Origin of the sequence: Moorella naiadis (nom. illeg.) (genome assembly GCF_051020825.1) — a bacterium.
In the GTDB taxonomy this organism is placed as follows: domain Bacteria; phylum Bacillota; class DSM-521; order Neomoorellales; family Neomoorellaceae; genus Neomoorella; species Neomoorella naiadis.
Genome location: NZ_JAXGFQ010000004.1, coordinates 112074 through 135077, shown reverse-complemented (window position 1 = coordinate 135077; position 23004 = coordinate 112074). Strand labels below are relative to the sequence as shown.

Below are 23004 nucleotides of genomic sequence, written 5' to 3'. Positions count from 1 at the left end.
AATTAATTATTGTAAGAAATAAAAAGGTCAGCTTGTTTTTCCAGCTTATTTGGTGGAGAAGGGAGGATAAAGAAATGAGTGGCTGATTTTTGTCAGAACGCATCAAGATTATTAATCACACTATTATTGTCGAAAACAAATATCAGGGGGAATTAATATGCAAATTGATAAACTGGAGCAATCACTACGGCCGGTGGAGACACCCATGGTGCCCTATCCACCCAAATATATTACTCTGGCTTCCGGGGAGAAGATGGTCGTCCACCAGATCGGCCGGGAGGATGTGCCCCGGGTCTTGGAAGCAGTCAAGCCCATGATAGCAGTGGCCAAGGATTTCTACGACATCGTCGCCGCCCGGCTCTATGCCGAGCTCCTAGGGTATTATCGCTACCGGGTGAAGGATGAGTATTGCCTGGTAGGCACAGTCAACGGTGTCATAGCCGGTATTGTTAACGGGCGGATGCTCGACGAAAAGGTAGGCATGTCCTACCACACCATGACCTTGAAGCGGGGGCTGCGCATCGGCGCCCAGCTCTTCGCCGCCAAGATGGAGTATCACATGGATTACCTGGGCCAGGAAGAGGTCTGGATTGTCGCCGAGAGCCCTATCGGGTTCCGCCGCTGGATGATTGAGTACGAGTTGGAGCCGCGGCCGGAGCAGTGGCATGAACTGGGCGGCGTCCCCACCTATGTCCTGACCAAGGCCCTGTGGGAGAAGCATAAGGCCGCCAAGTGCACCGGCCGGCGACCAGTACCGGAAGAGATGCTGGCTAAGGCTAGGGAGCTTATCCTTCCTTAGTACGTTGTCATGCGTTCCAGGGATAAGCGGTCCCAGCGTAAATTCAACACTCAGGTAGATTTTAGTTCGCGGATGTGAACAACGAATTAAAAAACTTGGGGGTGGGAGGTAGTGCGTGCAGTAGGTATCGTGGGCGCCGGCCATACTAAATTCGGCCGCTGGGATAAATCTTTACTGGAGATGCTGGGGGCCGCTGCTTTGGAGGCAATGGACGACGCCGGGATTAAAACCGGTTCCGGCCACGGGGTAGATCAGGTATTGGTAGCCACCATGGGCGCCAGTATGCTCAACCGCCAGACGGGGGTGGCCTCGGCCCTGGTGGATAGCTTGAATTTACTCCCAGCCATGGCGGAGACGGTGGAAAACGGCCCGGCCTCCGGCGCCTCGGCGGTCAAGCTGGCCTTTATGGCCATCGCCAGCGGCCTGTGTGACGTCGCCCTGGTGGTGGGCGGCGAGATGATGCGGGTGGTCAGCGGCTGGGAAGGAACGGATTTTGTTTCTACTATGTTGCATAATGAGGCGGAGTATAAATACGGGTTAACCTTGCCCGCCTTTGCCGGTATGTTTACCCGGCTGTATATGGATCAATACGGCGTTACCTCGAAGGACTTGGCCATGGTCGCCGTTAAAAACCATGAGCACGCTATGCATAATCCTGTGGCCCACATCCAGCTGGTTCCTGATTTATATGCCATCACGGAAGACGAAGACGCCGGGGTTATTAACCCCTACGTTGCCGAGCCCCTCAGGCTCTATGACGTCTGCCCGGTTTCCGATGGGGCGGCGGCCCTGGTTCTTTGCGCGATGGACGTTGCCGGCCGTTTTGCCAAAAAGCCCGTGCGTATAGCCGGTATCGGTCAGGCTACGGACACCCACGTCATTGCCGCCCGGGAGGTGCCGACGGACTTGCTGGCTGTGCGTCAGGCGGCGCAAAAGGCCTATAAGATGGCCGGTCTGAAGCCGGAGGATATTGATGTGGCGGAGTTGCATGACGCCTTCAGTATCCTGGAGGTCGCCATCTCCGAGGAAGTCGGCTTCTTCCCCAAGGGTGAGGGGCACCTGGCCGTTCGGCGAGGGGATACAAAAGTCGGGGGTCGGAAACCTATCAATACCTCGGGCGGCCTGAAGGCCAAGGGCCATCCCGTTGGCGCCACCGGCGTATCCCAAATTGTAGAACTGGTGCGTCAGCTCCGGGGCGAAGCCGGCGGCCGCCAGGTGGAGGGCGCCCGGAATGGCTTGGCCGTCAACTTCGGCGGCTTCGGCAATAATGTGGTCGCCACCATCGTTACCAGGGAGGTGGAGTAAACATGGCCGAGCAGATGTACGCTTATAAATGCACCCGTTGCGGAAGACTCCATCACCCGGCCTACCTCGTCTGCCGCCAGTGCGGCAACCGCGAATTCGAGACCGTGCCCCTGGAAGGCGCGGCCACCCTTTTAACCTATACCCGGGTCTACAACCTGCCCGAGGGTTATATGAAACCCTGGCTGGCCTTCGGTATCGTCGAGTTCCCCAACGGCCTGCGGGTTACCGGCCAGATCGATAGCGAGGATATTACTATGGGGATGAAATTGAAGGCCACCGTAGGGGTGGTCAAAGAGGGTGTCAACCAGGATTACTATGGGTTTATCTTTAAGGAGGCGGAGTAGGGGCCGCCAACCGGCCTGAGCGCCAGCTGGTTTTTGGCGCGCAACCTATCCCTTGTAAAATGTATACAAACTTGAGGCCGGACAAATGGTGAAATCTGCTGGGAGGGTATTAGAGACATAGATAGAATAGGGATATATAGCAAATTAGAATAACAGCTTAAAGCGAATTCAAGTAAATTGCGAGCAGGGTTGTCGGCAGAGGCAAATAAGCCATCTATCTTTTTGGGGTAGATGGCTTTTATTATTAGTTTCCTACAAATCGCAACCAACAGGATTATATGTACTATATAAAGGAAAAGAAGGAAAAAAGCAGAAGTTGAATGTAGAAGTAGATTTCAAATTATCAGGGAAAGGGTGATTAAAGTGGATTTGTTAGTTAAAAACGCCAGGTTAAGGGGTGCGGCAGAACTAAAGGATATTGCCATTGAGGGTGGCAATATCAGCCAGGTTGCCGCCCGGATTGAAGCAACCGGAGTCCAGGAGATCGACGCCGGGGGTAAGTTAGTGACGCCTGCTTTCATTGATCCCCATATCCATCTCGACAAGACGATGATCGTTGATGTGGTACGTCCCAATGTCTCAGGAACTTTAAAAGAAGCCATCGAGATTATCTGGGAAAAGAAGGCCCGGTATACGATTGAAGACATTGTTACTCGCGCTGGCCAGGCTATTTGCCAGGCTGCCGCCAACGGGACGACGCGGATGCGGACCCACGTAGATGTTGATACCATTGGTAAGTTAATGCCCTTACAGGGTGTGGCCGAAGCCCAGCGTCGCTACCAGGATATTATGGACCTCCAGATTGTAGCTTTTCCCCAGGAAGGTATTGTGCAAGACCCGGGCACAGAAGAATTGATGTGGCAGGCCATGGAGCAAGGGGCGGATCTCGTCGGCGGCATGCCAGCTAACGAAAAGTCGCCTCAAGACAGCAAGAAGCACGTAGATATAGTATTCGAGATTGCTAAAGCCTTTAACGCCGATATCGACATGCATGTAGATGAAACCGACGATCCTTTTTATCGCACTTTAGAAATGGTAGCCGACAAGACTATGGAGATGGGTTGGGAAGGACGGGTTACGGCGGGACATACTTGCGCTTTAGCTGCTTATGACGATCATTATGCCCAATATGTTATTGACAAAGTCAAAGCCGCCGGGATTCATATGATAACCAATCCGGCCACCAACCTCATGCTCCAGGGCCGGCTTGACAAACAACCAAAGCGGCGGGGTATCACCCGCGTGAAGGAGCTCCTGGAAGCCGGGGTCAATGTCTCCTTCGGTCAGGATTGCATTAAAGATACTTTTTATCCTTTCGGTCAGGCGGATATGCTAGAGGTGGCCCTGATCACCGCCCATGCCGCCCACATGAGCCTGCCTGATGAAATTGAAACCGTATTCGATATGCTGACCTATAATGCGGCCAAGGTTCTAAGGCTCAATGACTATGGCCTGGAACCCGGAAACCGGGCCGACCTGGTAATTCTCGACTGTGATTCGGCCAAGGATGCCATCCGGTTACAGCCGGACCGGCTTTATGTAATCAAGGAGGGGCGGGTGATAGCCACTAATAAAACGCAACGGCAATTGAACCGTAGCTAACAATTCTTCTTAGAATAATAAGAAAGGCCAGGTGAAGCTAATGAGTGAAAGCCCGACAAAAGAATATCCCGTGGAAGTCGCCGTACCATTAGAGGATAGGCATATCGGCTTTGGGGAAATGGTAGCCACCTGGATTGGAGCTAATGCCAATACTGGTTCCTGGTTTGTCGGCGGGGTAGTGGCAGCGCTGGGTTTTGGCGGTGCAGTAGCGGTAACCTTGATTGCTAACCCGATCGCCTACGCTATTATGGCCCTGATTGGTTATATGGGTTACCGGGTAGGCACCACTACTATGGGTTTGGCCCGCGTTCCCTTTGGCATTAAGGGAAGCGCTTTGCCGTCGGTGCTCAATATTACTCAATTTATCGGCTGGTGCGCGGTGAATACCTTCATCGCCGCTATCTCGATGAGTTTTCTTTTTAACCAGCTCTTTGGCTGGCCGGCTTTTGGGAACCCGGGTTCCTGGTGGGTCCTGGTAATCGGGGTACTGATTAATAGTCTGTTGCAGATTTGGCTGACCGTTGCCGGAGGTTCCCGTTCTATTAAGCTGTTCGAAAAATATGCCGTGATTCTGCTGGCCGTACTTACTGTCTGGGAAACGGTAGCGATTTTCCGGACTTGGTCCCTCGATCAGATTCTTGCCTGGCGGCCGCCGGCGGAATTAAGAATGCCCTTTGGCAAAGCTATGGATGCTATGGCAGCCTTCAGCTTAGGGTGGGTACCGGCTATCGCTGAATTTACTCGTTATACTAAAAATAAAGCCTCCTCGACTGTGGCTCCCATGATTGGTGCTAACTTTGCCCTCTTCTGGTTCGCTCTAGTTGGCACCCTGGGCGTTATTGCTGCAACCCTGATGAGTGGTAAATTCGATCCCAATATGTCGGATCCTTCAAGCGTTGTTGGACAGCTTGGCTTGGGTTGGGTGGCTTTCCTGGTTTTAATTCTTTGTACGGTAACTACCAACGTAGTGAATATCTACGCCGCCGGGATGTCTACGGTAAATATCTGGAGCGATATTTCTCCCTTCAAAGCCCTTTGGATTGTTTCTATTTTGGCAACCATAGTCTCTCTAATTCCGATAATAATCGGCAGTTTTCTGAACGCTTTTATCCTTTTCCTTGATTATGTAGGCTTTATCTTCGCTCCCCTGTTCGCCATTATGTTAATTGACTACTATTTTATCCGTCGTGGTCATTATGATTGGTCCCAGGCCAATAGAGTGGGAGGAAGCTATTGGTACACCAATGGTATTAATTGGCGAGCAATAGTAACGTGGGTGATTGGAGCGATTATTTTTCTGGTAGTCAGGAATTGGCCTCTTGTTTTCAATTCTATTGGTGCTATATATACAACACTAATCATTACAGCGATAATCTACTGGTTTGTTGCCAGGGGTGCAGCCAGCCAGGATAAGCAAAGCAGACTAACGGCTTAACCCCGGAGCCCACGGGAGGGGGCTGCTTCACTCCCGTGGGTTTTTCTCAGAAGAAATGATTACGATTAAATCTTAGAGCAGTCTATACCGTAAGATGGCACTGGTAGTAAATAAAAAATGGTTAAATCGTGCTTTGTTGAGGGGGGATACCCGATGGTACAATTTAAAGTTGTAGGGCAGGAGGTCTTACGAGCCGACGGTATTGAGAAAGTAACCGGCCAGGCCAGGTACGTGGCCGATATCACTCTGCCGGGTATGTTATATGCCAGCATTCTTCGCTCTCCCCATGCCCATGCCCGGATCTTGCGGGTAGATAAATCCAGAGCCCTGGCCGTAACAGGAGTAAAAGCAGTAGTCACCGGCGCCGACTTTTCAGGACGGATAGGCATCTGCCTTACGGATCAATATCCCCTGGCCCGGGGCAAAGTACGCTTCATGGGTGAACCGGTAGCGGCCGTAATTGCTAGCAGCACCGATTTAGCCAGGCAGGCTCGGGATTTTATAGAAGTAGAGTACGAACCCCTGGCGGCAGTTACCGATCCGGAAGAAGCAGCCCGGCCGGAAACCCCTTTGATCCATGAAGAACTGGCTACCTATAAACACTTGCCCGGATTTTTTCCAGAGCCGGGAACTAATATCTTTCATCATTACAAACTACGGCGGGGCGATGTGGAGAGGGCCTTTGCCGAAGCTGATTTGATCATTGAAAACAAGTTTACCTTCCCTCCCAACCACCATGTCGCCCTGGAACCCCATGGGGCGATTGCCCAGGTGCATCCGGGCGGGGGCATGACTGTTTGGTGCAGTTCTCAGGCCCCCTTCATCGTCCGCCATACCTTGGCTTCGATGTTTAATCTGCCCCTTAGTAAAGTACGCGTTGTAGTACCTTATCTGGGCGGCGGTTTCGGGGGCAAATCGGATGTTACCATTGAGCCCCTGGTGGGTGTTCTGGCGGCGGCGGTACCCGGACGGCCCGTACGCCTGGTTTTAGAGCGGGAGGAGGTTTTTCAGGGAACGGTTATCGGGCGTGGTTTGGTGGCTTATTATAAAACTGCTGTTGCTAAAGATGGGCGCCTTCTGGGGGAAAAGATTACCCTCTACTGGAACGGGGGCGGGTATGGCGATTACGCTGTCAATATTGTCACCGGTGGCGGTCATAATTCTCCCGGCCCCTATGCCATTGACAATCTGCACATCGATTCTTATGGCGTCTATACTAATACTCCCCCTACAGGGGCCTATCGCGGTTATGGCCATCCCGAGGTTCACTGGGCCTGTGAACGCCAGCGGGAGATTATTGCCCATAAGTTGAATATCAATCCAGTGGAATTGCGCCTTAAGAACTGTTTGGGACCGGGTAAGGTTAACAGCCTAGGTCAAATGATCGAGGAATATAACGGCCGGCTCGATCTTTGCATCAAAGCGGTTGCCCGGGAACTGGGGTTAGAAGAGGGTCAGGGGAACCAGGCAGCTGCTAAAAGGGCTTTACCTTGGTACCGGCGCCGGGGAGCAGGCCTGGCAGCTTTCGGCAAATCGCCGGTAATGACCACCAATGCCCAGTCCGGGGCGATTGTACGCTTGAATGAAGATGGTACGGCGAGTGTAAGTGTCGGCGCTGTGGAGATGGGCCAGGGAACCTATACCGCTTTGGGACAGATTGCAGCTGAGGCTTTATCTTTACCTGTCACCAAGATTCATGTAGTACCTTTCGTTGATACGGACGTGTCCCCCCTGGAATGGCAGACGGTGGCCAGCCATACCACCTGGGCCGTGGGAACGGCGGTCTTAGCAGCTGCCCGGGAAGCCCGGAAACAGGTCCTGGCTGCCGCCGCCACGATTTTGGCAGTAAAACCGGGGGAACTCGAAATAGAAGGGGGACGGGTATTTGTTAAATCCAGGCCGGATAAAGGCCTCCCCTTCAGTCAACTGGCCGCAGGCTACACTTATCCTGACGGCCGGACGGCCAATGATCCCATTATCGGCCGGGCTACCTTCGTTCCCCGTGGCCTGACCTATCCCGATCCGGAAAATGGGCAGGGCAATTGCGCCGCCGATTGGACTTACGGCTGTCAGGGGGCGGAAGTAGAAGTTGATCTCCGGACAGGTACGATTGAGGTATTGAAGCTGGTTACGGCTATTGATCCCGGCCGGGTGATCAATCCCCTAACTGCCAGGGGGCAGATAACCGGCGCCATGGTCCAAGCTATGGGCTCGGCCCTTTCGGAAAAGCTGGTTTTTGGTCCCAACGGTGCTATGCGTAACCCCACCCTGACGGATTATAAAATACCGACTGCTATGGATATGCCGGCGGAACTAAAAACAATCTTTATCGAAACCCCCGATCAAACCGGCCCCTTTGGTGCCCGGGGCCTGGGGGAACACGGAGCTGTAGCTATCCCACCAGCTATCGCTAATGCCCTTTATGCAGCCCTCGGTATTGACTTTTACGAGTTGCCCCTTACCCCGGATGCCGTGCTCCGGCCTTTAAAAAAGATGGGGGCAAAGCCTGCCGGCAAAGGAGATGAAAAGTATGCCCGGGTCCTTTGATTATTTCCGCGCCAGAAACCTTGTTGAAGCTACCGCTGCTTTAAAGCAGGAGGGCGCGGTAGTCCTGGCAGGAGGAACCGATCTGCTGGTTAATATCCGCGGCAACAAAGTGTATCCCCAGCTGGTGGTTGATATCAAAGGGCTTCCGGAATTAAAAGGTATCAGAGAGACCCGGGAGGGCGGTTTATGGATAGGAGCCCTGACCACCATGAAGGAAATAGCTATTAACACCCTCATTCAAGAGAGATATAAAGCCCTGGCGGAAGCGGCTTCTGTAATGGGATGCTTTGAAATCCGGGTACGGGCCACTATCGGTGGCAACATCTGCAACGCTTCACCCGGGGCGGAAACAGGCCCTGTCCTGGCCATCCTCAATGCTGCCGTAGAGATAGGCGGTCCCGGTGGCCGGAGAATTTTGCCTCTGGAGCAATTTCTGCTCGGACCCGGCCGGACAGCTCTGGGGCAGGGAGAGGTTTTAGTCGGCTTTATTCTACCACCCCTGCCTTCGGGAAGTCGGACGGCTTACCTGCGGCGCTCACGCATCAAAGGCATGGATCTAGCCGCGGTCAGTGTAGCGGTGCTGGCCGGACTGCCTGATTCCGAGGGTAAGCGAGAGATACGGGTGGCAGCCGGGGCTGTCTTAGCAACCCCGGCCAGGGTCGGAACAGTAGAAGAGATTTTAAAGCAGGGTCCGCTGACTTATGAACGTATACGCCAGGCCAGGGATAGATTTGCCGAGGTTATTGCGCCGCGGGCCGGCAGCTTGCGGGCAACGCCGGAGTATAAGCAAGAAATGGTTGGCCAACTCATGGAGATGGCCCTGGCAAAACTGGCGGCCCTGGAGTATCGCCTCGAGGAGGTAGCCACGTTATGAAACAGCACCTTTCCATAACGGTGAATGGAGATCTATGGGAGGGCGAGGTTGAACCACATTTAACCCTTTTGCGCCTTTTACGAGAGGAAATGGGTTTGGTAGGCACCAAGGCCGGCTGCGAAATCGGTGAATGCGGTGCCTGTACCGTTTTGCTGAACGGTGAACCCGTTCAATCCTGCCTGGTGTTGGCCGTGGAAGCAGACGGTTCAAGAATAGAGACCGTGGAAGGCCTGGCTACAGATGGGAAGCTCCATCCTCTCCAGGAGGCCTTTATGGAAAAGGGAGCCGTCCAATGCGGCTTTTGTACGCCGGGGATGTTGCTGGCGAGCAAAGCCTTGCTGGCGCGCCAACCTGACCCTGGTGTAGAAGAGATTAAGGCGGCCTTAAGCGGTCATCTCTGCCGCTGTACGGGTTACGAAAGTATAATTGCCGCCGTACAACTGGCCGCAACCAGGATGAAATAGCCGGTAAAAGACAACTATGCCTACAGTCAGCATCGTTAGAAGAAAAAGGGGTAAAGACCTGTTTTGGAGAGGCCTTGTAGGGGGGACGGAAAAGGCACTGTTTGTACAAGGTAGAGGAATCAAGCATCCGGGTAATGTTCCTCGATGAGAACTACCCGGATGCTTTTATGTTGAAGTTTAATAGTAATTTCGGCTGCTGTTTAGTTTGTTCCTACAAAGGAAATCGTCCGCCGGTATTTAAATCATATTTATTATTTATGTTTATAATGAGAACGCAAATAGAGGGGGAACAGGTAGTGGGCAAACTGGCAGTGGTAGCCATTGGCGGTAATTCTTTGATTAAAGATAAGAACCATGTTGATTTATATAGCCAGTTGGCTACAGTCAAAGAGACCTGCCGGCAGGTTGCCGAATTGGTACAAAAAGGTTGGAATGTGGCCGTTACCCACGGCAACGGCCCCCAGGTGGGTTTTTTAATCCGCCGGGCGGAGCTGGCCATGGGGGAGTTGCCCTTGATACCCCTGGAGTTTGCCGTGGCCGATACCCAGGGTGCTATAGGATATATGATCCAGCAATCCCTGATGAACGAGTTCCGGCATAAGGGTATCGCCAGGCAGGCTGTAACCGTCGTTACTCAAGTGGTAGTCGATCAAAATGACCCGGCTTTCCAAAATCCCACCAAGCCCATCGGTAGTTTCATGACCGAGGAAGAAGCGCAGCGTCACGCCCGGGAAGACGGTTGGACGGTAGTCGAGGATGCCGGCCGGGGCTGGCGGCGGGTGGTACCCTCGCCGGAGCCGCAAAAGATTGTCGAAGGCGCGGCCATCAAGGATCTAATTAACGCCGGTTATATTGTCGTTTGCGCCGGGGGCGGGGGAGTGCCGGTAGTTGAAAGGAATGGCCTTCTGGAGGGCGTGGCCGCTGTCATTGATAAAGATTACGCCTCCTCCCTGCTGGCGACGGCTATTGGCGCCGACCTGCTGGTTATCTCCACCGGCGTCAGCCGGGTGGCCATCAATTTCGGCCGACCCGAGCAAAAGGAACTGGACCTTCTTAGTGCCGCCGAGGCCGAAAGTTATCTAGAAGCAGGCCATTTCCCGCCGGGTAATATGGGCCCCAAGGTTAAGGCCATCCTGCGTTACCTTAGCCGTGGCGGCAAGGAGGGCCTGATTACCTCGCCGGGGGAACTGGTTGCCGCCATGGAGGGAAAGGCGGGGACCAGGATAGTGGCCCAGGGTCAGCCCTCTGTAACCTTTTCCGGCAGCTTTTTCCACGATATGCCAGGTACTAGTACCGCCCGGATGTAAAAAGTTAACTGAAGAATGGTGCGTGGTGGAGGTGCATCATTCTAATTAATATGATGGTCAGGATATAAAAGAATAACCCCGTTCGCGGGGTTATTCTTTTAAACCGGATATGCGGGCTTAATTATATCAACCCCGCACTTGCCTCCGGGAAGGGAAAGGGGTTACGTTGGCGCCGGCCGCCGGCATGGGGGCATAACCCCCCCCGGTTGCGGAGTTACCGCAACCTTCTCCAAGCAGCACCCGATCGTCGGCAAAGGCGTTGCCGCTGGCCCTTTCAAACATTTTCAGCAGGTCGGCTACTGTTGTTCGGGCTCGTTCCGGGCCGCAGAGGTCCAAAATAATCCGGCCCTCGTGCAGCATAATGGTCCGGTCGCCGGTACGCAGGGCCTGTTCCAGGTTATGGGTCACCATCAGGGTGGTCAGCCGATTCTGGGCGACTATTTTGGCGGTCAGTTCCAATACTATTCCGGCCGTCCGCGGATCCAAGGCGGCGGTGTGCTCATCCAGCAGGAGCAGTTTCGGCGTGGCGATGGTGGCCATGAGCACCGTCAGGGCTTGGCGCTGGCCGCCGGACAGCAGGCCTACCCGGGTCTTCAGGCGTTCTTCCAGGCCCAGTCCCAGCAGGGCCAGGCGCTCTTTAAAAAGCTGCCGCTCGGCCGTCGTAATGCCCCGGCGTAAACGCCGGGGACGGCCGCGGCGTAAAGCCAGGGCCAGGTTTTCTTCAATAGTCATGGTCGCAGCCGTGCCTTTTAAAGGGTCCTGAAAAACCCGGCCAATTAAAGAGGCGCGGCTATGCTCGGGCCAGATGGTGATATCCTGGCCGTCCAAAAAAACCCGACCGGCCTCAATTTCATAGACTCCAGCCACTACGTTTAACAGGGTCGATTTACCGGCGCCGTTGCTGCCGATGATGGTGACGACTTCCCCCGGTTTAACTTGCAAGGAGATATCCCGCAAAGCCAGCTTTTCGTTGACCCCGCCGGGATTAAAGGTTTTAGTTACGCGGGCCAGTTGCAGCACTTTGCTCACTCCTTAAACGTAAGGCACGCCATCCCAGGCGCCGGCGTACCAGGGGAAAGGCCATGGCCGCCACGACAATTAACGAGGTCAGGAGTTTAAGGTCTGTAGCCGGCAGGCCTAACTGCAGGACCAGGCTGATGATGACCCGGTAGATAATGGAACCGACGATGGCGGCCAGCAGGGCCCGGACCAGGGTGGCACTGCCAACCAGGGCCTCGCCGATAATTACGGCGGCGAGGCCGGCCACAATCATGCCGATGCCCATGCCGATATCGGCGAAACCCTGGTATTGGGCGACCAGTCCTCCGGCAAGGGCAACCAGGGCATTAGCAATGGCTAAACCCACCAGTTTCATGCTGCCGGTATTTACTCCCAGGCTGCGGATCATTTGGTCGTTGTCACCAGTAGCCCGGACGGCCATCCCCAGTTCCGTTTGGAGGAAAAGGTAAAGCAAGGTAACGACTACCATTACCAGCAGCAAGCCCAATAAAGCGGGGCCGTAGGGGTCGATGCCGGATATTTTTTTAACGCCGGTAAAGATAGTCGGAACACGGAGAAGGGACAGGTTGGCCTGTCCCATGATCCTTAAATTAATCGAATAAAGGGCGATCATGGTTAAGATGCCGGAGAGCAGGGGGGCAACCCCCAGGCGGGTATGCAGGATGCCCGTTATCCAACCGGCTAAGGCGCCCCCGCAGAGGGCTACCAGCAGGGTTAACCAGGGGTTATATCCGGACATAATCAGCCGGGCGGCTATTGCCGCCCCCAGGGTGAAAGCACCATCAACGGTTAGATCCGGAAAATCCAAGATCCTAAAGGTAAGGTAAACCCCCAAGACCATTGGACCCCATAGTAAACCTTGCTCTAGGGCCCCTAACCAGATGTTTAGGGACATATGGTGTCACCTACTTAAAGATCTTGGCAGCCTTCTTTTGGAGATCTTCAGGGATGTTTATTCCCAGGGCCGCCGCTGTTTTGGCGTTTAAAACGATACTCAAATCCTTTTGTTTTTCAATGGGCATATCCTGAGGTTTTTCGCCTTTAAGCACTCGCAGGGCCATCTGCCCGGTCTGTTCCCCCAGTTTGTAGTAATCAATGCCGATGGTGCCCAGGACGCCGGCCTCGACAGTACCGCTCTCTCCGGCAATGACCGGTATTTTGTGCTGCTCCGTTACCTGCAGCACCCCGGCAATGGAGGAGACGATGGTGTTGTCGGTGGGGACATAAATGGCATCTACCCGCCCCACCAGGGACTGGGCTGCCTGGACTACTTCACTGCTGGCCGTGACCGGGGCCTCGACTACAGCCAGGCCTAAACCGGGCGCTTCCTTTTTAACTATTTTTACCTGAACCTGGGAATTAATCTCGCTGGAATTATAGATAACGCCGATATTTTTAGCTGCCGGGACCAGTTGTTTAAGCAGTTGCAGCTGTTCCTTGATGGGGTTCATGTCGGTGGTACCAGTGACATTGGTTCCGGGTTTGTCCATGCTTTTAACCAGTTTAGCGGTGACCGGATCGGTAACGGCCGTAATCAGGATGGGAATGTCCTGGGTCTCGTTGGCCATAGCCATAGCCGAGGGAGTGGCCACAGCCAGGATGAGATCCTTTTTATCCTGGACGAATTTACGGGCGATGTTCTGCAAGGTTGATTGGTCGCCCTGGGCGTTTTGAAAATCCACCTGCAGGTTTTTGCCTTCTTCATAGCCGCCGGACTTTAGCGCGGCCAGGAAACCCTTGCGGGCTGCATCCAGGGCCGGGTGTTCGACGATCTGGATAATACCCAGTTTGACGTTTTTAGCCTGCCCGACCTGGCTCCCTGTGGCGCCGTCACTGCCGGCTTGTTGTTTACTTCCTCCGGAACCGCAGCCAGACAGCAACAGGGTCAGGAGGATAACTAGGAACCATCCTGCCGCAAATTTTTTTAGCATTTCGCCCTTGCCTCCTTGATAATTTTTTCGGTGGGCAAGGCAGTGCATGGGGCATCATAAACAAAAATACTCCCGGAGGGAGTATTGCCGCCCTTCCTGCCATCCTACCGTACTATCTATTCCGGCGGGCCGGCCGGTTAATGTTACAAGTTTATCTTAAATAATTCGCTACAGCATGTCAATAGTTTTTATGAATATTCCGCGCGGGGTAGGTTTAGATGAAATAATTTTTTAGATGCCGGCAGGCTCCGGGCCGGTTTTCTTTACCTGCGGTTGGGGGCTAAGGAGGTGTTGCTAAAAGGGCGTATCGGAGCCGATATAACAAGCTATGCCGCGCTCGTGGAAGAGGCTTTGTATCTGTTCCAACTTTTCTTTCGATGTTCCTTGGTAATCTCTATATGGATACGTTAGGCCAAGCTGGGTCCATTTAGAATCACCCAAACGGTGAAAGGGCAGGATGTTGATCTCCCGCAGGCCCATCTGGTTAATGAAAGCCGCAGTGGCGGTAATATTGGCATCCGTATCATTAAAGTTTTCGATGACGGGCAGGCGGATAATCAACCGGCCCGGCCAGCTCGAAGCCACCAGAGCGGCTATATTATTCAAGGTTAGTTCATTGGTCACGCCGGTTTTTTCCCGGTGCTTTTCCGGGTCCATATGCTTAATATCTATAAAGGCGAAGTCAACGTAACCCATGGCCTTCAAGAAGGTTTCTCTTTGGATGTGGGCGGAGGTTTCAATGGCAGTGTGAATATAAACGCTCTGGCATTTTTTTAAAGCCGCTATAGTAAAGTCTTTTTGCAATAAGGGCTCGCCTCCGGTAAAAGTAACGCCGCCCCCCTGGCCCCAGTATTGCCGATCCCGGTTGATTACCCGCATGAGCTCCTCTAAAGTCATCCACTTGCCACTGATGGTTAAGGCCTCAAAATAACATACTGTTGTGCAATCGAAGGTAGTACATGAGTGGCATAATTCCCGGTTTATTTTCAAGGGTATTTCGACTTCGTTATTGATACTGATGGCCTGCCGGGGGCAGGCTGCCAGGCAACGGGTACAGCCTTGCGTTCTATTGGCGCATTTTTGCTCCCGGTACATTAAACGCTGTTTGAATTCCATTCCTTCGGGGTTGGCGCACCACTCGCAGCGTAGGGGACAACCGCTCATAAAAATTAGCGTCCGGCAGCCGGGACCGTCATGCACTGAATGCCCCTGAATGTCGAAGATCAAGCCCTTATTTTCTTGCATTCTTTGATCACTCCAAAAGGTTTTTTACGGAGCCGTTGGCGGCGGGTATAGACCGTTGGAACGTCTATACCCGCCGCTGTAGGGCTTTAACCAGGTATGGTGGAAGTATCTTTTTGATCGGCAATAGTTTTGGGTTTAGCGGCAAGGGGTAGGGTAAAGGCGATAGTAGCCGATAGGGCATAGGCAACCAGGGCGAAAATGATAGAGTTGTTATAGCTACCCGAGATGTCATAGAGATAGCCGCCCATAAAACTCCCTACAGCGGGGCCGATGCCCATGACGATCAAAGTGGCCAGGCCCCAGATTTTGCCCAGGCTTTTGCGTCCGTAGATGGAGCCGGCGTAACCGGCGCAGCCGCCGGGTTCAATGGCCCAATAGATGGCAAAGATGATACAGGAAAAGATGCCGAAAGTTAGGGAAACCTTGCTTAAAAGCAGGAGGATACAGGCCAGGACGCCAGCCGCCGGGGCGAACACCAACATGATCTTTCGGCCCCTGGGTTCGTTGCCGATCCCGGCCACGATCTTATCAGCCACCATCCCCATCAGGGGCATGGTGAAGATGCCGGCAATACCAATGGCGATATAAAGGTTGGTGGCCGTGCCCAGGGAGAGTTTAACGTCTTTAGTCCAGTACATGACCACCTGGGTCCAGATGAGGAACTCGGCCACCATACTCGTCAGGAAGGCCAGGATAGTTCCCCAGATAGCGTACCGCCCGAAGGCTTCCTTGACGGTCCAGCTATATTCAGCTTTAGCCGGTGTAGATGCACTGGCAGGCATTAAGCCAAAGGGTTGCAGGTTGTAGGCTTCGGGGTTTTTCTTGGCGATGAGGGCGGCGATGATTAAAGCTATCAAGATTACTATCGATAACCCCTGCATGGCCTGGCGCCAGTCCAGGGTCAGAAGGATACTTTTGACTCCTAGGCTTAAAACAGCCTGGGCAACGGGGGCGCCCATAAAGGCCAGGCCCCACATAGTGGCATAGGCCTTGCCGACATACCACTTTCGCACGGATACCGTGGAGGAAACCCAGAGCATGCCAGTCCCGATACCGGCAAAGATGGCATAGACGGCCAGGTATTGAAAATAATTATGGGTAAGGCTAGTGAGGTAAAACCCTAGGGCGCCGAAGATAGCTCCTAGGAAATAAGCCGGCCGGGTACCCCAACGGTCAATGATCATCCCGCTGAAAAAGGCCGTAACAGCATAGATGGTCATCATTAGTGAGTAGCCCAGGGAGGTTTGCGCTACGGTCCAACCCATATCTTTGGCCATAGGCCCTAGGAGAACGGAAAAGGTGGCCCGGTAACCGAAAAGGCAGAATACCGCCAACCAGGCAGCACCGACAACCATATAACCGATCTTCTTGGCATTATTATCATCCATGCGATACTTCCCCCACTTCTAAATGTTATAACCCATCTATCTCCCTGATGATTGGCCATAGTGGGACGTTGGCAGAGAAATATTTTATACTACCCGGGCCAATTGCTCTTATCAGAGGGATATCAAGTTAGCTTTAAAGGGGTAGGGGGTGCCGAACCAGCGCCGGGCACCCCCTGCCTTAGCCGGGCTTACTGGGCCCGGTACATCGCACAGGTTACAGCGATGAGATCCTCGAAAGCCCACGGCTTATTTTTGTCGGCTTCGCAGACACCCAAGGTATTTTCCGTTGCGGTGAAGTTGGCGCAGTTTTTGCACTTGGGGAGGGGGTCAAATTTTTGGCAGGTTGGCGTATCGATCGCTATTAGTTCATTTCGTACCCTACAAATACCCTTAGCTACGTCAACGGGTACAAAATTCCGGCAATCATTATGCCTGGAAGTCTCGTTGCTCATTTGTGCCACTCCTTTACGCGGTTTCGTATTCGGTACGAGCGATAACTTCATCCTGGATTTGCTTGCCGATTTCGACCCAATACTGGGTGAAGCCCGCCACCCGGACCATCAAGCCACGGTAATTTTCGGGATGTGCTTGGGCATCCTTTAGCATTTTAGAGTCGACGATGTTATATTGAATATGGAAACCACCTCGCCGCATATAGGCCCGGGTAAGATCAAGGAGCTTCCGTGAACCCTCAATGCCTTTAATGGCGCTGGGATGGATCTTCAAGTTCATCTGGGAGTTTTGGGATTGGGTATGATCCCAAACGGTGGCTGAGGTAAAGAGGGCATAGGGGCCGTTGCGGTCGGTGCCGGGGTAGGCCGACATGGAGGCATCGGCATAAGTCGTCCCCGCCAGGCGGCCGTCGGGGGTGGCCAGGGTTACAGCCCCCTGGGGACCATGGGTGGAAACGGATATCTGGCAGGCATACAATGGTCTGGCGTAAAGGGATTCGTAGTTATGGCACATGGCGCAGAACCAGTCTTCATATTCTTTCAGGATTGCGTCGGCGTAGGGGTCGTCGTTGCCGTATTTGGGCGCCAGCAGGCAGTCGCTATGAATTTGGTCGTATTTGTCGCCGCCTTCCTTTTTCTCCTGGGAGAGGAGGGAGTAGCTGCCTACTTCTTCAGCAGTTTTGAAGCCGAAATTAGCTAGAATGGCTTCTTTCATTTCTTCCAGAGTGTACTTTTTATCATCGTAGACTAGTTTCTTTAAGGCGGCCAGCGAGTTGACCATATTGGCCGTGCCGCAGCTTTCAACGTTAAAGGTGCCGTTATAGCGATAACCCAGATGGCCGATATGGTGCCCTTTGGTTAAGCAATCCGGTTTCAAAATGGAATTTAAAATACTCATGTTGTTTTTGCGCCAAATATCGTGTTGAATGTTATTACATTTTGCCAGGCAGTTGACGGTTTGCTCGTAGTAGTCTTTATAAACCTCCCACAGTTCTTCATAGGTTTCCAGTTTTTTGTTATGGGGGGCAAATACCTGCTCCTTGGTGCGATTGTCATAGCCATTGAATAAAACCAGTTCCAGCAATTTGGGATTAGCGATAAAGTGGACGCCCACGCTGGTAGGTTGGCCGGCACCGCCGGGGATGACGTAATTTTTGCCGTTAAGGGTCAATTCATGCCAGCTGCAGGGGGAGGTCTCCAAGCAGCCGCCGATGGTTATGGCCCGGGCTTCCTCCAGGGTCATACCCTCCGGACCATACTGCTGGAGCAGGAACTGGATGCCGACCTGGTTGTTCATCCAGGCTGGATAACCGGTACCACCCTTATTGCATTCAATGGCCTTCAAGAGGAATTCTTCCGGCAGTTTTTCGTCATATAGCACTGACAGGGTCGGCTGTGGGGTGGCGCAGGTCATACCTGCTTCCATAATGAGCATCTCCAGATCATTGGCGGCTGATTTGCCATCCCTGGTCAAACCGCCCATACTCAGATTATTAAAGGTATTACCCGAGAGGACGCCGCCGACGACTCCCATGGAGGCGAAGCAGTCAATGCAGGTAAATTTGACTCGGTGGCACTCCAGGAGTTCCAGGACCTCTTCCTCAGTGATCCGGCCGGCGGCCATATCCTGTTCAAACCAGGGATACAGGACTTGACCTACTCGTCCCGGCGACATCCCGGAAATAGCATCTTCGTTTAAGACGGCGATGTGGATAGTATAGGTTAGCTGAAGGGCCTCCCGGAAAGTACGTGGTTGTTTGTGGGCGATCCATTCCAGACACTCGGCGATGTCTTCATATTCCTTCTTTTGGGTTGCGTCCTCGGTGATAGCGGCTAGACGCCGGGCTTCTTTGGCATAATTGAGGATCCAGATCTGAATGCCCTCTAAACCTAAAATGACGGCATCGTAGTAATATAGGCGATCCATACCGATTAGGCCATCGCCATCGGCTTTACCGGCCACTTCCGCCTTTCTTTCTTTTGCCATAGCGATAAGGCCGTCAATGCCGTACTGTAAGGGGTAATAGTAGTTAATAACCTCCCGTCCCTGGGGAAGGGTGTAACCGGATTCAAACATACAAATTACACTACGCATTATTTTTTCTTTTGTTTCATATTCAGGCACCATTTGTTCGTACTTATGACCCAGGTCATCTACTGATTTGCCGACCCAGGCCCGGGCCAGTTTAATCAGGGCCGGTACCTCTTCGCTGCGGATGCCGAATTTACCGGCGATAGAGACAACGTTGCCGAAACTCTTGGTAACATTACCGCCGCCGGAACCAAACTTCGAGACCTCATCGGCACTGTCACCGCCTTTTTTCAAGGCTTCCTGGTAGAGTTCGTCTTCCTTGGTCATAAAGAAGCCTTCCGACAGCCAGGGCATAGGGAAAGAGCCCCGGTAATAGTGGGCTTTACCCATGACCAGGAGTTCGCCGGGGAAGATGGTAGGGGTCAAATGGGAAAAGGCACACTTCATAGCTGCCGCCCGGCGGACGATAAAGGGTTCACAATCTAGTTCATTCCATTTACGGGTGTACCAGTAGGGGAATTCCACCGTGGCTGAGGAGTAGGTGTTAAAGTAAAGATCCCTTAATTTTTTGGCCCGGGGTGTCGGTTCCTTTTTTACTTCGCGATCCGTCAATTTCTCCGGGGCCTGGCCACCGTACTGGGAACTGATGGGGATCCCCTTTTCTTTTAAGATATCCGCCAAATTCTTGACTGTACCAGCCATACCAGTTCCTCCTTGTAATGAAATCTTCGGGCTATTTGGTCTACCAACAACAACTCCTGCCTCTTTAACCTCTGGCCTCCCTCCTTTGCCTGCAGGCTTGTGTTAAGCGTAACATGATGCTGCATAGCATTAAATTACCCGGACGGTTTAAAAGGGATTGATAAAAAGATTGGGGTGTAACCAGGTTGTTGCGGATTTAAACCAAAAGTAGCAGATCGTTATTTTGACTAAACCGAAAGTATGATCAATAGGCAAAAATAAATGTTCTGGCAGGAGGTTTAGTTCTTAAAGGCGAATAATAATCATGGTATAATTAAAGGGTCATTTAACATGGGTTATTAACTAGAGGTTATTTAGAAGTTATTTTTAAGGAAGAGATGGGGCGGGGGTTTATGGGGGCGGCAGATTTACTGACCCGGTTACAACGAGCCCAGGATGTGCTAGCAGAGAAGACCGGGCTCAGCCTGGTACTGGTAGATAATAATGGGACGGAGGTAACAATCCCTTCGCGCCTGCCCCTGGACTGCTTTCAGGCCGAAACGGCAGGTAACAGGTGCCAGGAAGAAAGGCGGTATTTGCTTAAAAAAGCCGGGCAAGAAACTGGCAAAGAAGAAACGGTGCTGCATTGTTGCTACCAAAACGTTTACAGTTGTTGTTTAAAAACGGCCTTTAAGCTGGGGGGGAAAGATTTATTTCTTATCAGCGGCCGGACCCGTGATATAGCGGCAATAAAAAGAAATTTGAGTATAATTACGGCTGTATATTCTTTGCCGGTAAGCATCAGCTACCCGGAGTCGGAAAAGGTTAAAGATCATGACTACCGGAAAATAACGCTCCAGGCGGAGGCGTTGCAGGGCCTTACCCGGCAGGAAATCAGGATTCTATATTATGTGGGCCTGGGCCTGTCGAACAAAGATATAGCAGCCAAACTGTTTATCAGCCCCAGTACCGTCAAAACCCATGTGACCCATATCCTGCACAAAATGGTCCTGGCCAATCGTACCGAGGCTGCCATCTTCGCCCTTGAAAAGGGTTTGGTAAAAAGTGATGACCTTGCCTAGAAAGCCCAAAGAGCATTATAAGAAGCTACCTTCTCTTTACACCAGCCTGCTAATAGCCTTCACCCTGGTGCTAGGATCCTTTATGGCCTTATTTTCCGGCTTTTCCCTGCCTATCATTTCCTCCCGCATCCAGGCTAATATAAACAGCCTTCTGGATCGCTCCCTGATTATTGCCTGGCATGAATATAATCGTTTTTTTCGCGAGACCAAAGCCAATCTGGATATTATCGCCTCATTAAAAGGGGTAACGGCGCTTTTTTCCGGAGGGGATGCCGGGGAAGTGGCGGGTTTATTGAACAACAGGCCGCAGGTTGATTTCTGGCAGGCCATCGATAACCAGGGGCGGGTCATAGCCGCAAGTGGGAGAAGTGAGGGTGACCCAACAGCGAGTATTGCTGGTTTATTCCGGGAAAGCTGGGCGGGGGGAGAGACGCTAACTTCCTCTGAGGTTGTTCCGATTAATACAATCACCTATTTAAACCCCGGGCTCAAGGATCGGGTTCTGGTGGAAATCAAAGATCTCGATGGCCAGTCGACTAACACCTTTTTTAACGGGGCGTTGATTCAGGTCGTCGCCGTACCGGTAAAGGTAGAGGGCCAAATCCTCGGTTGCCTGGTGGCCGGTCACCTGTTAAACAACGACTACGAAATCGCCGGCAACTATACTCATAAGGTACCCGGCTCTTTTCTATCGATCGGGGTCCAGGGAGTCAGGATAGCGGCCAACATCCAGGGCGCTTCCCGGATGAACTTTGTCGGCCTCCCGCAACCCCCCACTTTAGTCACCACTATTGAAGCCGGCAAACGTTATATCGGGCAGGCCCAGATAAGTCCCGGGGAGATTCACCTGGTAGTATCGGATCCTATCTATAACTCTACCGGGCGCATTATTGGTGAGTTCAGCGTTGGCGTGCCGTCCCAGGGAATCACCAATATTAAAAGGGATACTTTTTTAGCCATCTTGGCCGCATTGGCCATTTGTTTACTATTGGGCCTTATCTTGGCGGCCTTTTTATCGCGCCGTATTACCCGGCCGGTCACCACCTTCAGCCACCTGGCTAAAGAGATCTCCCAGACGGAATCGGTTACTAAGGAACATATCGACCGGCTGGAGCAAATAAACGTTCCCGATATCCAGGAGATATGGTACCTACAACGTTGTTTTAACCGCATGGCCAGAAGCTTGTACCAAAAGTGCAAAGAAACCGAGACCTACATGCAGGAATTGGAGAATGATCGCCGGCAACTGCAGCACTTGGCTGATGAATTGACGGAAGCCAATTCTTTACTGGAAAAAAGGGTGGAAGAGCGAACCGGGGAATTAAAAAAGGCGGTTATTGAATTAAAGGCCCTCAATCACCTTAAGACCCAGTTTCTGGCCAATATGAGCCATGAACTGCGGACACCCCTTAATTCCATTATTGGGTTTTCCGAAATGCTGGCGGATGAGCTTTTCGGTAAATTAAATCCCACCCAGAAGGAATATGTGGAGATAGTCCTCCGTAGTTCGCGTCACCTCCTGCAGGTCATTAGCGATATCCTGGATCTAGCGCGCATCGAACAGGGGAAGATCGTTCTCAATAAAGAGAGGGTCAATCTGGAAGAGCTTATTCAGGCGGTAGTAACCATCATTAAACCCCAGGCCAACGGACGGGAATTGGAACTTCGAGTGGATATCCAACCGCAATTACCGCAGTTGGCCATTGATCCCGTCCGGATTAAACAGGTACTCTATAACCTGCTTTCCAATGCCATCAAATTTACTGCGCCGGCAGGGAAGATAACCCTCCGGGCCTGGTATAAAAAAGATGAAGTAGCAGTTAGTGTGAGGGACACGGGTATAGGAATCAAGCCTGAAGACCAGCAGCGGGTTTTCGATGAGTTTTATCAATGCGAGTCTTTATATCAGAGAAAGTTTGAGGGGGTGGGTCTGGGTTTACCTTTATCCAAAAAGCTCATTGAGTTGCATCAGGGCCGGATCGAGCTCCAGAGTAAGTATGGTCAAGGGACGGAAGTAATCTTCTATTTGCCGGCCGGGAAGCTTTCCCAGGAGAGTTCGGAAGGGGGTCAGCAAGATGGCAAGCCGGGAAGCCGTTCCTTTGCAGGGTAAACCCCTGGTGCTGGTTGTGGAAGATAATGCTGATAATATGCGCCTGATTAACGATCTCCTGGAGGTGTACAATATTCACGTTATCCAGGCCGTTAATCCTGCTGCGGCGTTAACAGCCCTCCAGAAACAAAAACCGGATTTGATTTTAATGGACATCTCCCTGCAGGGGACGGATGGCCTCACCTTTACCAGAATGTTAAAGGGTGACCCCGGGACCAGGGATATCCCCATTGTCGCCCTGACAGCGCATGCTATGAAACAGGATCGTGATAATGCCTATAAGGCCGGCTGCGACGGGTTTATCGCCAAACCCATTGATACGCGGGCTCTGCCGGAACTAATCCATAAATTTCTGCGCCGGGATTAACCCTGCCGGCTGCAAACGA

At 52.5% G+C, this 23004-nt stretch carries 19 protein-coding genes; 12 read left to right on the top strand and 7 right to left on the bottom strand.

What is annotated here, in order from left to right; genetic code table 11:
* Nucleotides 1-157 precede the first annotated feature (157 nt).
* From SDD30_RS04050 to arcC, 9 genes are all read left to right on the top strand, one after another.
* Complete coding sequence (locus SDD30_RS04050) at nucleotides 158-799, top strand: hypothetical protein (RefSeq protein WP_434073657.1); 642 nt, start codon at nucleotides 158-160, stop codon at nucleotides 797-799.
* A 111-nt stretch (nucleotides 800-910) separates the two neighbouring features.
* Nucleotides 911-2104: a thiolase C-terminal domain-containing protein gene (locus SDD30_RS04045; RefSeq protein ID WP_434073656.1), complete on the top strand. Its 1194-nt coding sequence runs from the start codon at nucleotides 911-913 to the stop codon at nucleotides 2102-2104.
* Nucleotides 2105-2106: 2 nt separating this feature from the next.
* The gene (locus SDD30_RS04040; RefSeq protein ID WP_434073655.1) at nucleotides 2107-2448 is read left to right on the top strand and encodes a Zn-ribbon domain-containing OB-fold protein; all 342 of its coding nucleotides are present in this window, start codon (nucleotides 2107-2109) and stop codon (nucleotides 2446-2448) included.
* A 363-nt stretch (nucleotides 2449-2811) separates the two neighbouring features.
* The gene (locus SDD30_RS04035) at nucleotides 2812-4050 is read left to right on the top strand and encodes an amidohydrolase family protein (RefSeq protein ID WP_434073654.1); all 1239 of its coding nucleotides are present in this window, start codon (nucleotides 2812-2814) and stop codon (nucleotides 4048-4050) included.
* A 40-nt stretch (nucleotides 4051-4090) separates the two neighbouring features.
* Nucleotides 4091-5485, top strand: a complete 1395-nt coding sequence (locus SDD30_RS04030) for a cytosine permease (RefSeq protein WP_434073653.1) — start codon at nucleotides 4091-4093, stop codon at nucleotides 5483-5485.
* Nucleotides 5486-5638: 153 nt separating this feature from the next.
* Nucleotides 5639-8032, top strand: a complete 2394-nt coding sequence (locus SDD30_RS04025) for a xanthine dehydrogenase family protein molybdopterin-binding subunit (RefSeq protein ID WP_434073652.1) — start codon at nucleotides 5639-5641, stop codon at nucleotides 8030-8032.
* The gene (locus SDD30_RS04020) at nucleotides 8016-8906 is read left to right on the top strand and encodes an FAD binding domain-containing protein (RefSeq protein WP_434073651.1); all 891 of its coding nucleotides are present in this window, start codon (nucleotides 8016-8018) and stop codon (nucleotides 8904-8906) included. Before SDD30_RS04025 ends, SDD30_RS04020 begins: the two co-directional genes overlap by 17 nt.
* Entirely contained in the window at nucleotides 8903-9370 is a 468-nt protein-coding gene (locus SDD30_RS04015) for a (2Fe-2S)-binding protein (protein ID WP_434073650.1), read from the top strand. The genes SDD30_RS04020 and SDD30_RS04015 overlap by 4 nt, the downstream gene beginning before the upstream one ends.
* Before the next feature lie 296 nt (nucleotides 9371-9666).
* Nucleotides 9667-10677: a carbamate kinase gene (gene arcC, locus SDD30_RS04010; RefSeq protein ID WP_434073649.1), complete on the top strand. Its 1011-nt coding sequence runs from the start codon at nucleotides 9667-9669 to the stop codon at nucleotides 10675-10677.
* A gap of 126 nt (nucleotides 10678-10803) precedes the next feature.
* Here the strand turns inward: arcC and SDD30_RS04005 are convergent, their stop codons facing one another.
* From SDD30_RS04005 to hpdB, 7 genes are all read right to left on the bottom strand, one after another.
* On the bottom strand, nucleotides 10804-11697 hold the full coding sequence (locus SDD30_RS04005; protein ID WP_434073648.1) for an ABC transporter ATP-binding protein: 894 nt from the start codon (nucleotides 11695-11697) through the stop codon (nucleotides 10804-10806).
* On the bottom strand, nucleotides 11672-12592 hold the full coding sequence (locus SDD30_RS04000; protein WP_434073647.1) for an ABC transporter permease: 921 nt from the start codon (nucleotides 12590-12592) through the stop codon (nucleotides 11672-11674). The genes SDD30_RS04005 and SDD30_RS04000 overlap by 26 nt, the downstream gene beginning before the upstream one ends.
* 10 nt (nucleotides 12593-12602) lie before the next feature.
* A complete protein-coding gene (locus tag SDD30_RS03995; RefSeq protein WP_434073646.1) occupies nucleotides 12603-13628 on the bottom strand; it encodes an ABC transporter substrate-binding protein in 1026 nt (341 codons plus the stop codon).
* 294 nt (nucleotides 13629-13922) lie between these two features.
* The gene (gene hpdA / locus SDD30_RS03990) at nucleotides 13923-14873 is read right to left on the bottom strand and encodes a 4-hydroxyphenylacetate decarboxylase activase (RefSeq protein WP_434073645.1); all 951 of its coding nucleotides are present in this window, start codon (nucleotides 14871-14873) and stop codon (nucleotides 13923-13925) included.
* Between the two features lie 86 nt (nucleotides 14874-14959).
* Complete coding sequence (locus SDD30_RS03985; RefSeq protein WP_434073644.1) at nucleotides 14960-16261, bottom strand: MFS transporter; 1302 nt, start codon at nucleotides 16259-16261, stop codon at nucleotides 14960-14962.
* A gap of 188 nt (nucleotides 16262-16449) precedes the next feature.
* Complete coding sequence (hpdC, locus tag SDD30_RS03980) at nucleotides 16450-16713, bottom strand: 4-hydroxyphenylacetate decarboxylase small subunit (RefSeq protein ID WP_434073643.1); 264 nt, start codon at nucleotides 16711-16713, stop codon at nucleotides 16450-16452.
* 13 nt (nucleotides 16714-16726) lie between these two features.
* Nucleotides 16727-19447, bottom strand: a complete 2721-nt coding sequence (hpdB, locus tag SDD30_RS03975; protein WP_434073642.1) for a 4-hydroxyphenylacetate decarboxylase large subunit — start codon at nucleotides 19445-19447, stop codon at nucleotides 16727-16729.
* Between the two features lie 377 nt (nucleotides 19448-19824).
* On the opposite strand from hpdB, the gene SDD30_RS03970 reads away from it, so the two are divergent.
* The 3 genes from SDD30_RS03970 to SDD30_RS03960 are packed head-to-tail and all read left to right on the top strand — an operon-like array spanning nucleotide 19825 to nucleotide 22985.
* Nucleotides 19825-20508 carry a LuxR C-terminal-related transcriptional regulator gene (locus SDD30_RS03970; RefSeq protein ID WP_434073641.1) on the top strand — a complete coding sequence of 228 codons (684 nt, stop codon included), beginning with the start codon at nucleotides 19825-19827 and terminating at the stop codon, nucleotides 20506-20508.
* Entirely contained in the window at nucleotides 20501-22618 is a 2118-nt protein-coding gene (locus SDD30_RS03965; protein ID WP_434073640.1) for an ATP-binding protein, read from the top strand. Before SDD30_RS03970 ends, SDD30_RS03965 begins: the two co-directional genes overlap by 8 nt.
* On the top strand, nucleotides 22584-22985 hold the full coding sequence (locus SDD30_RS03960; protein WP_434073639.1) for a response regulator: 402 nt from the start codon (nucleotides 22584-22586) through the stop codon (nucleotides 22983-22985). The genes SDD30_RS03965 and SDD30_RS03960 overlap by 35 nt, the downstream gene beginning before the upstream one ends.
* The last annotated feature ends 19 nt before the right edge of the window (nucleotides 22986-23004 follow it).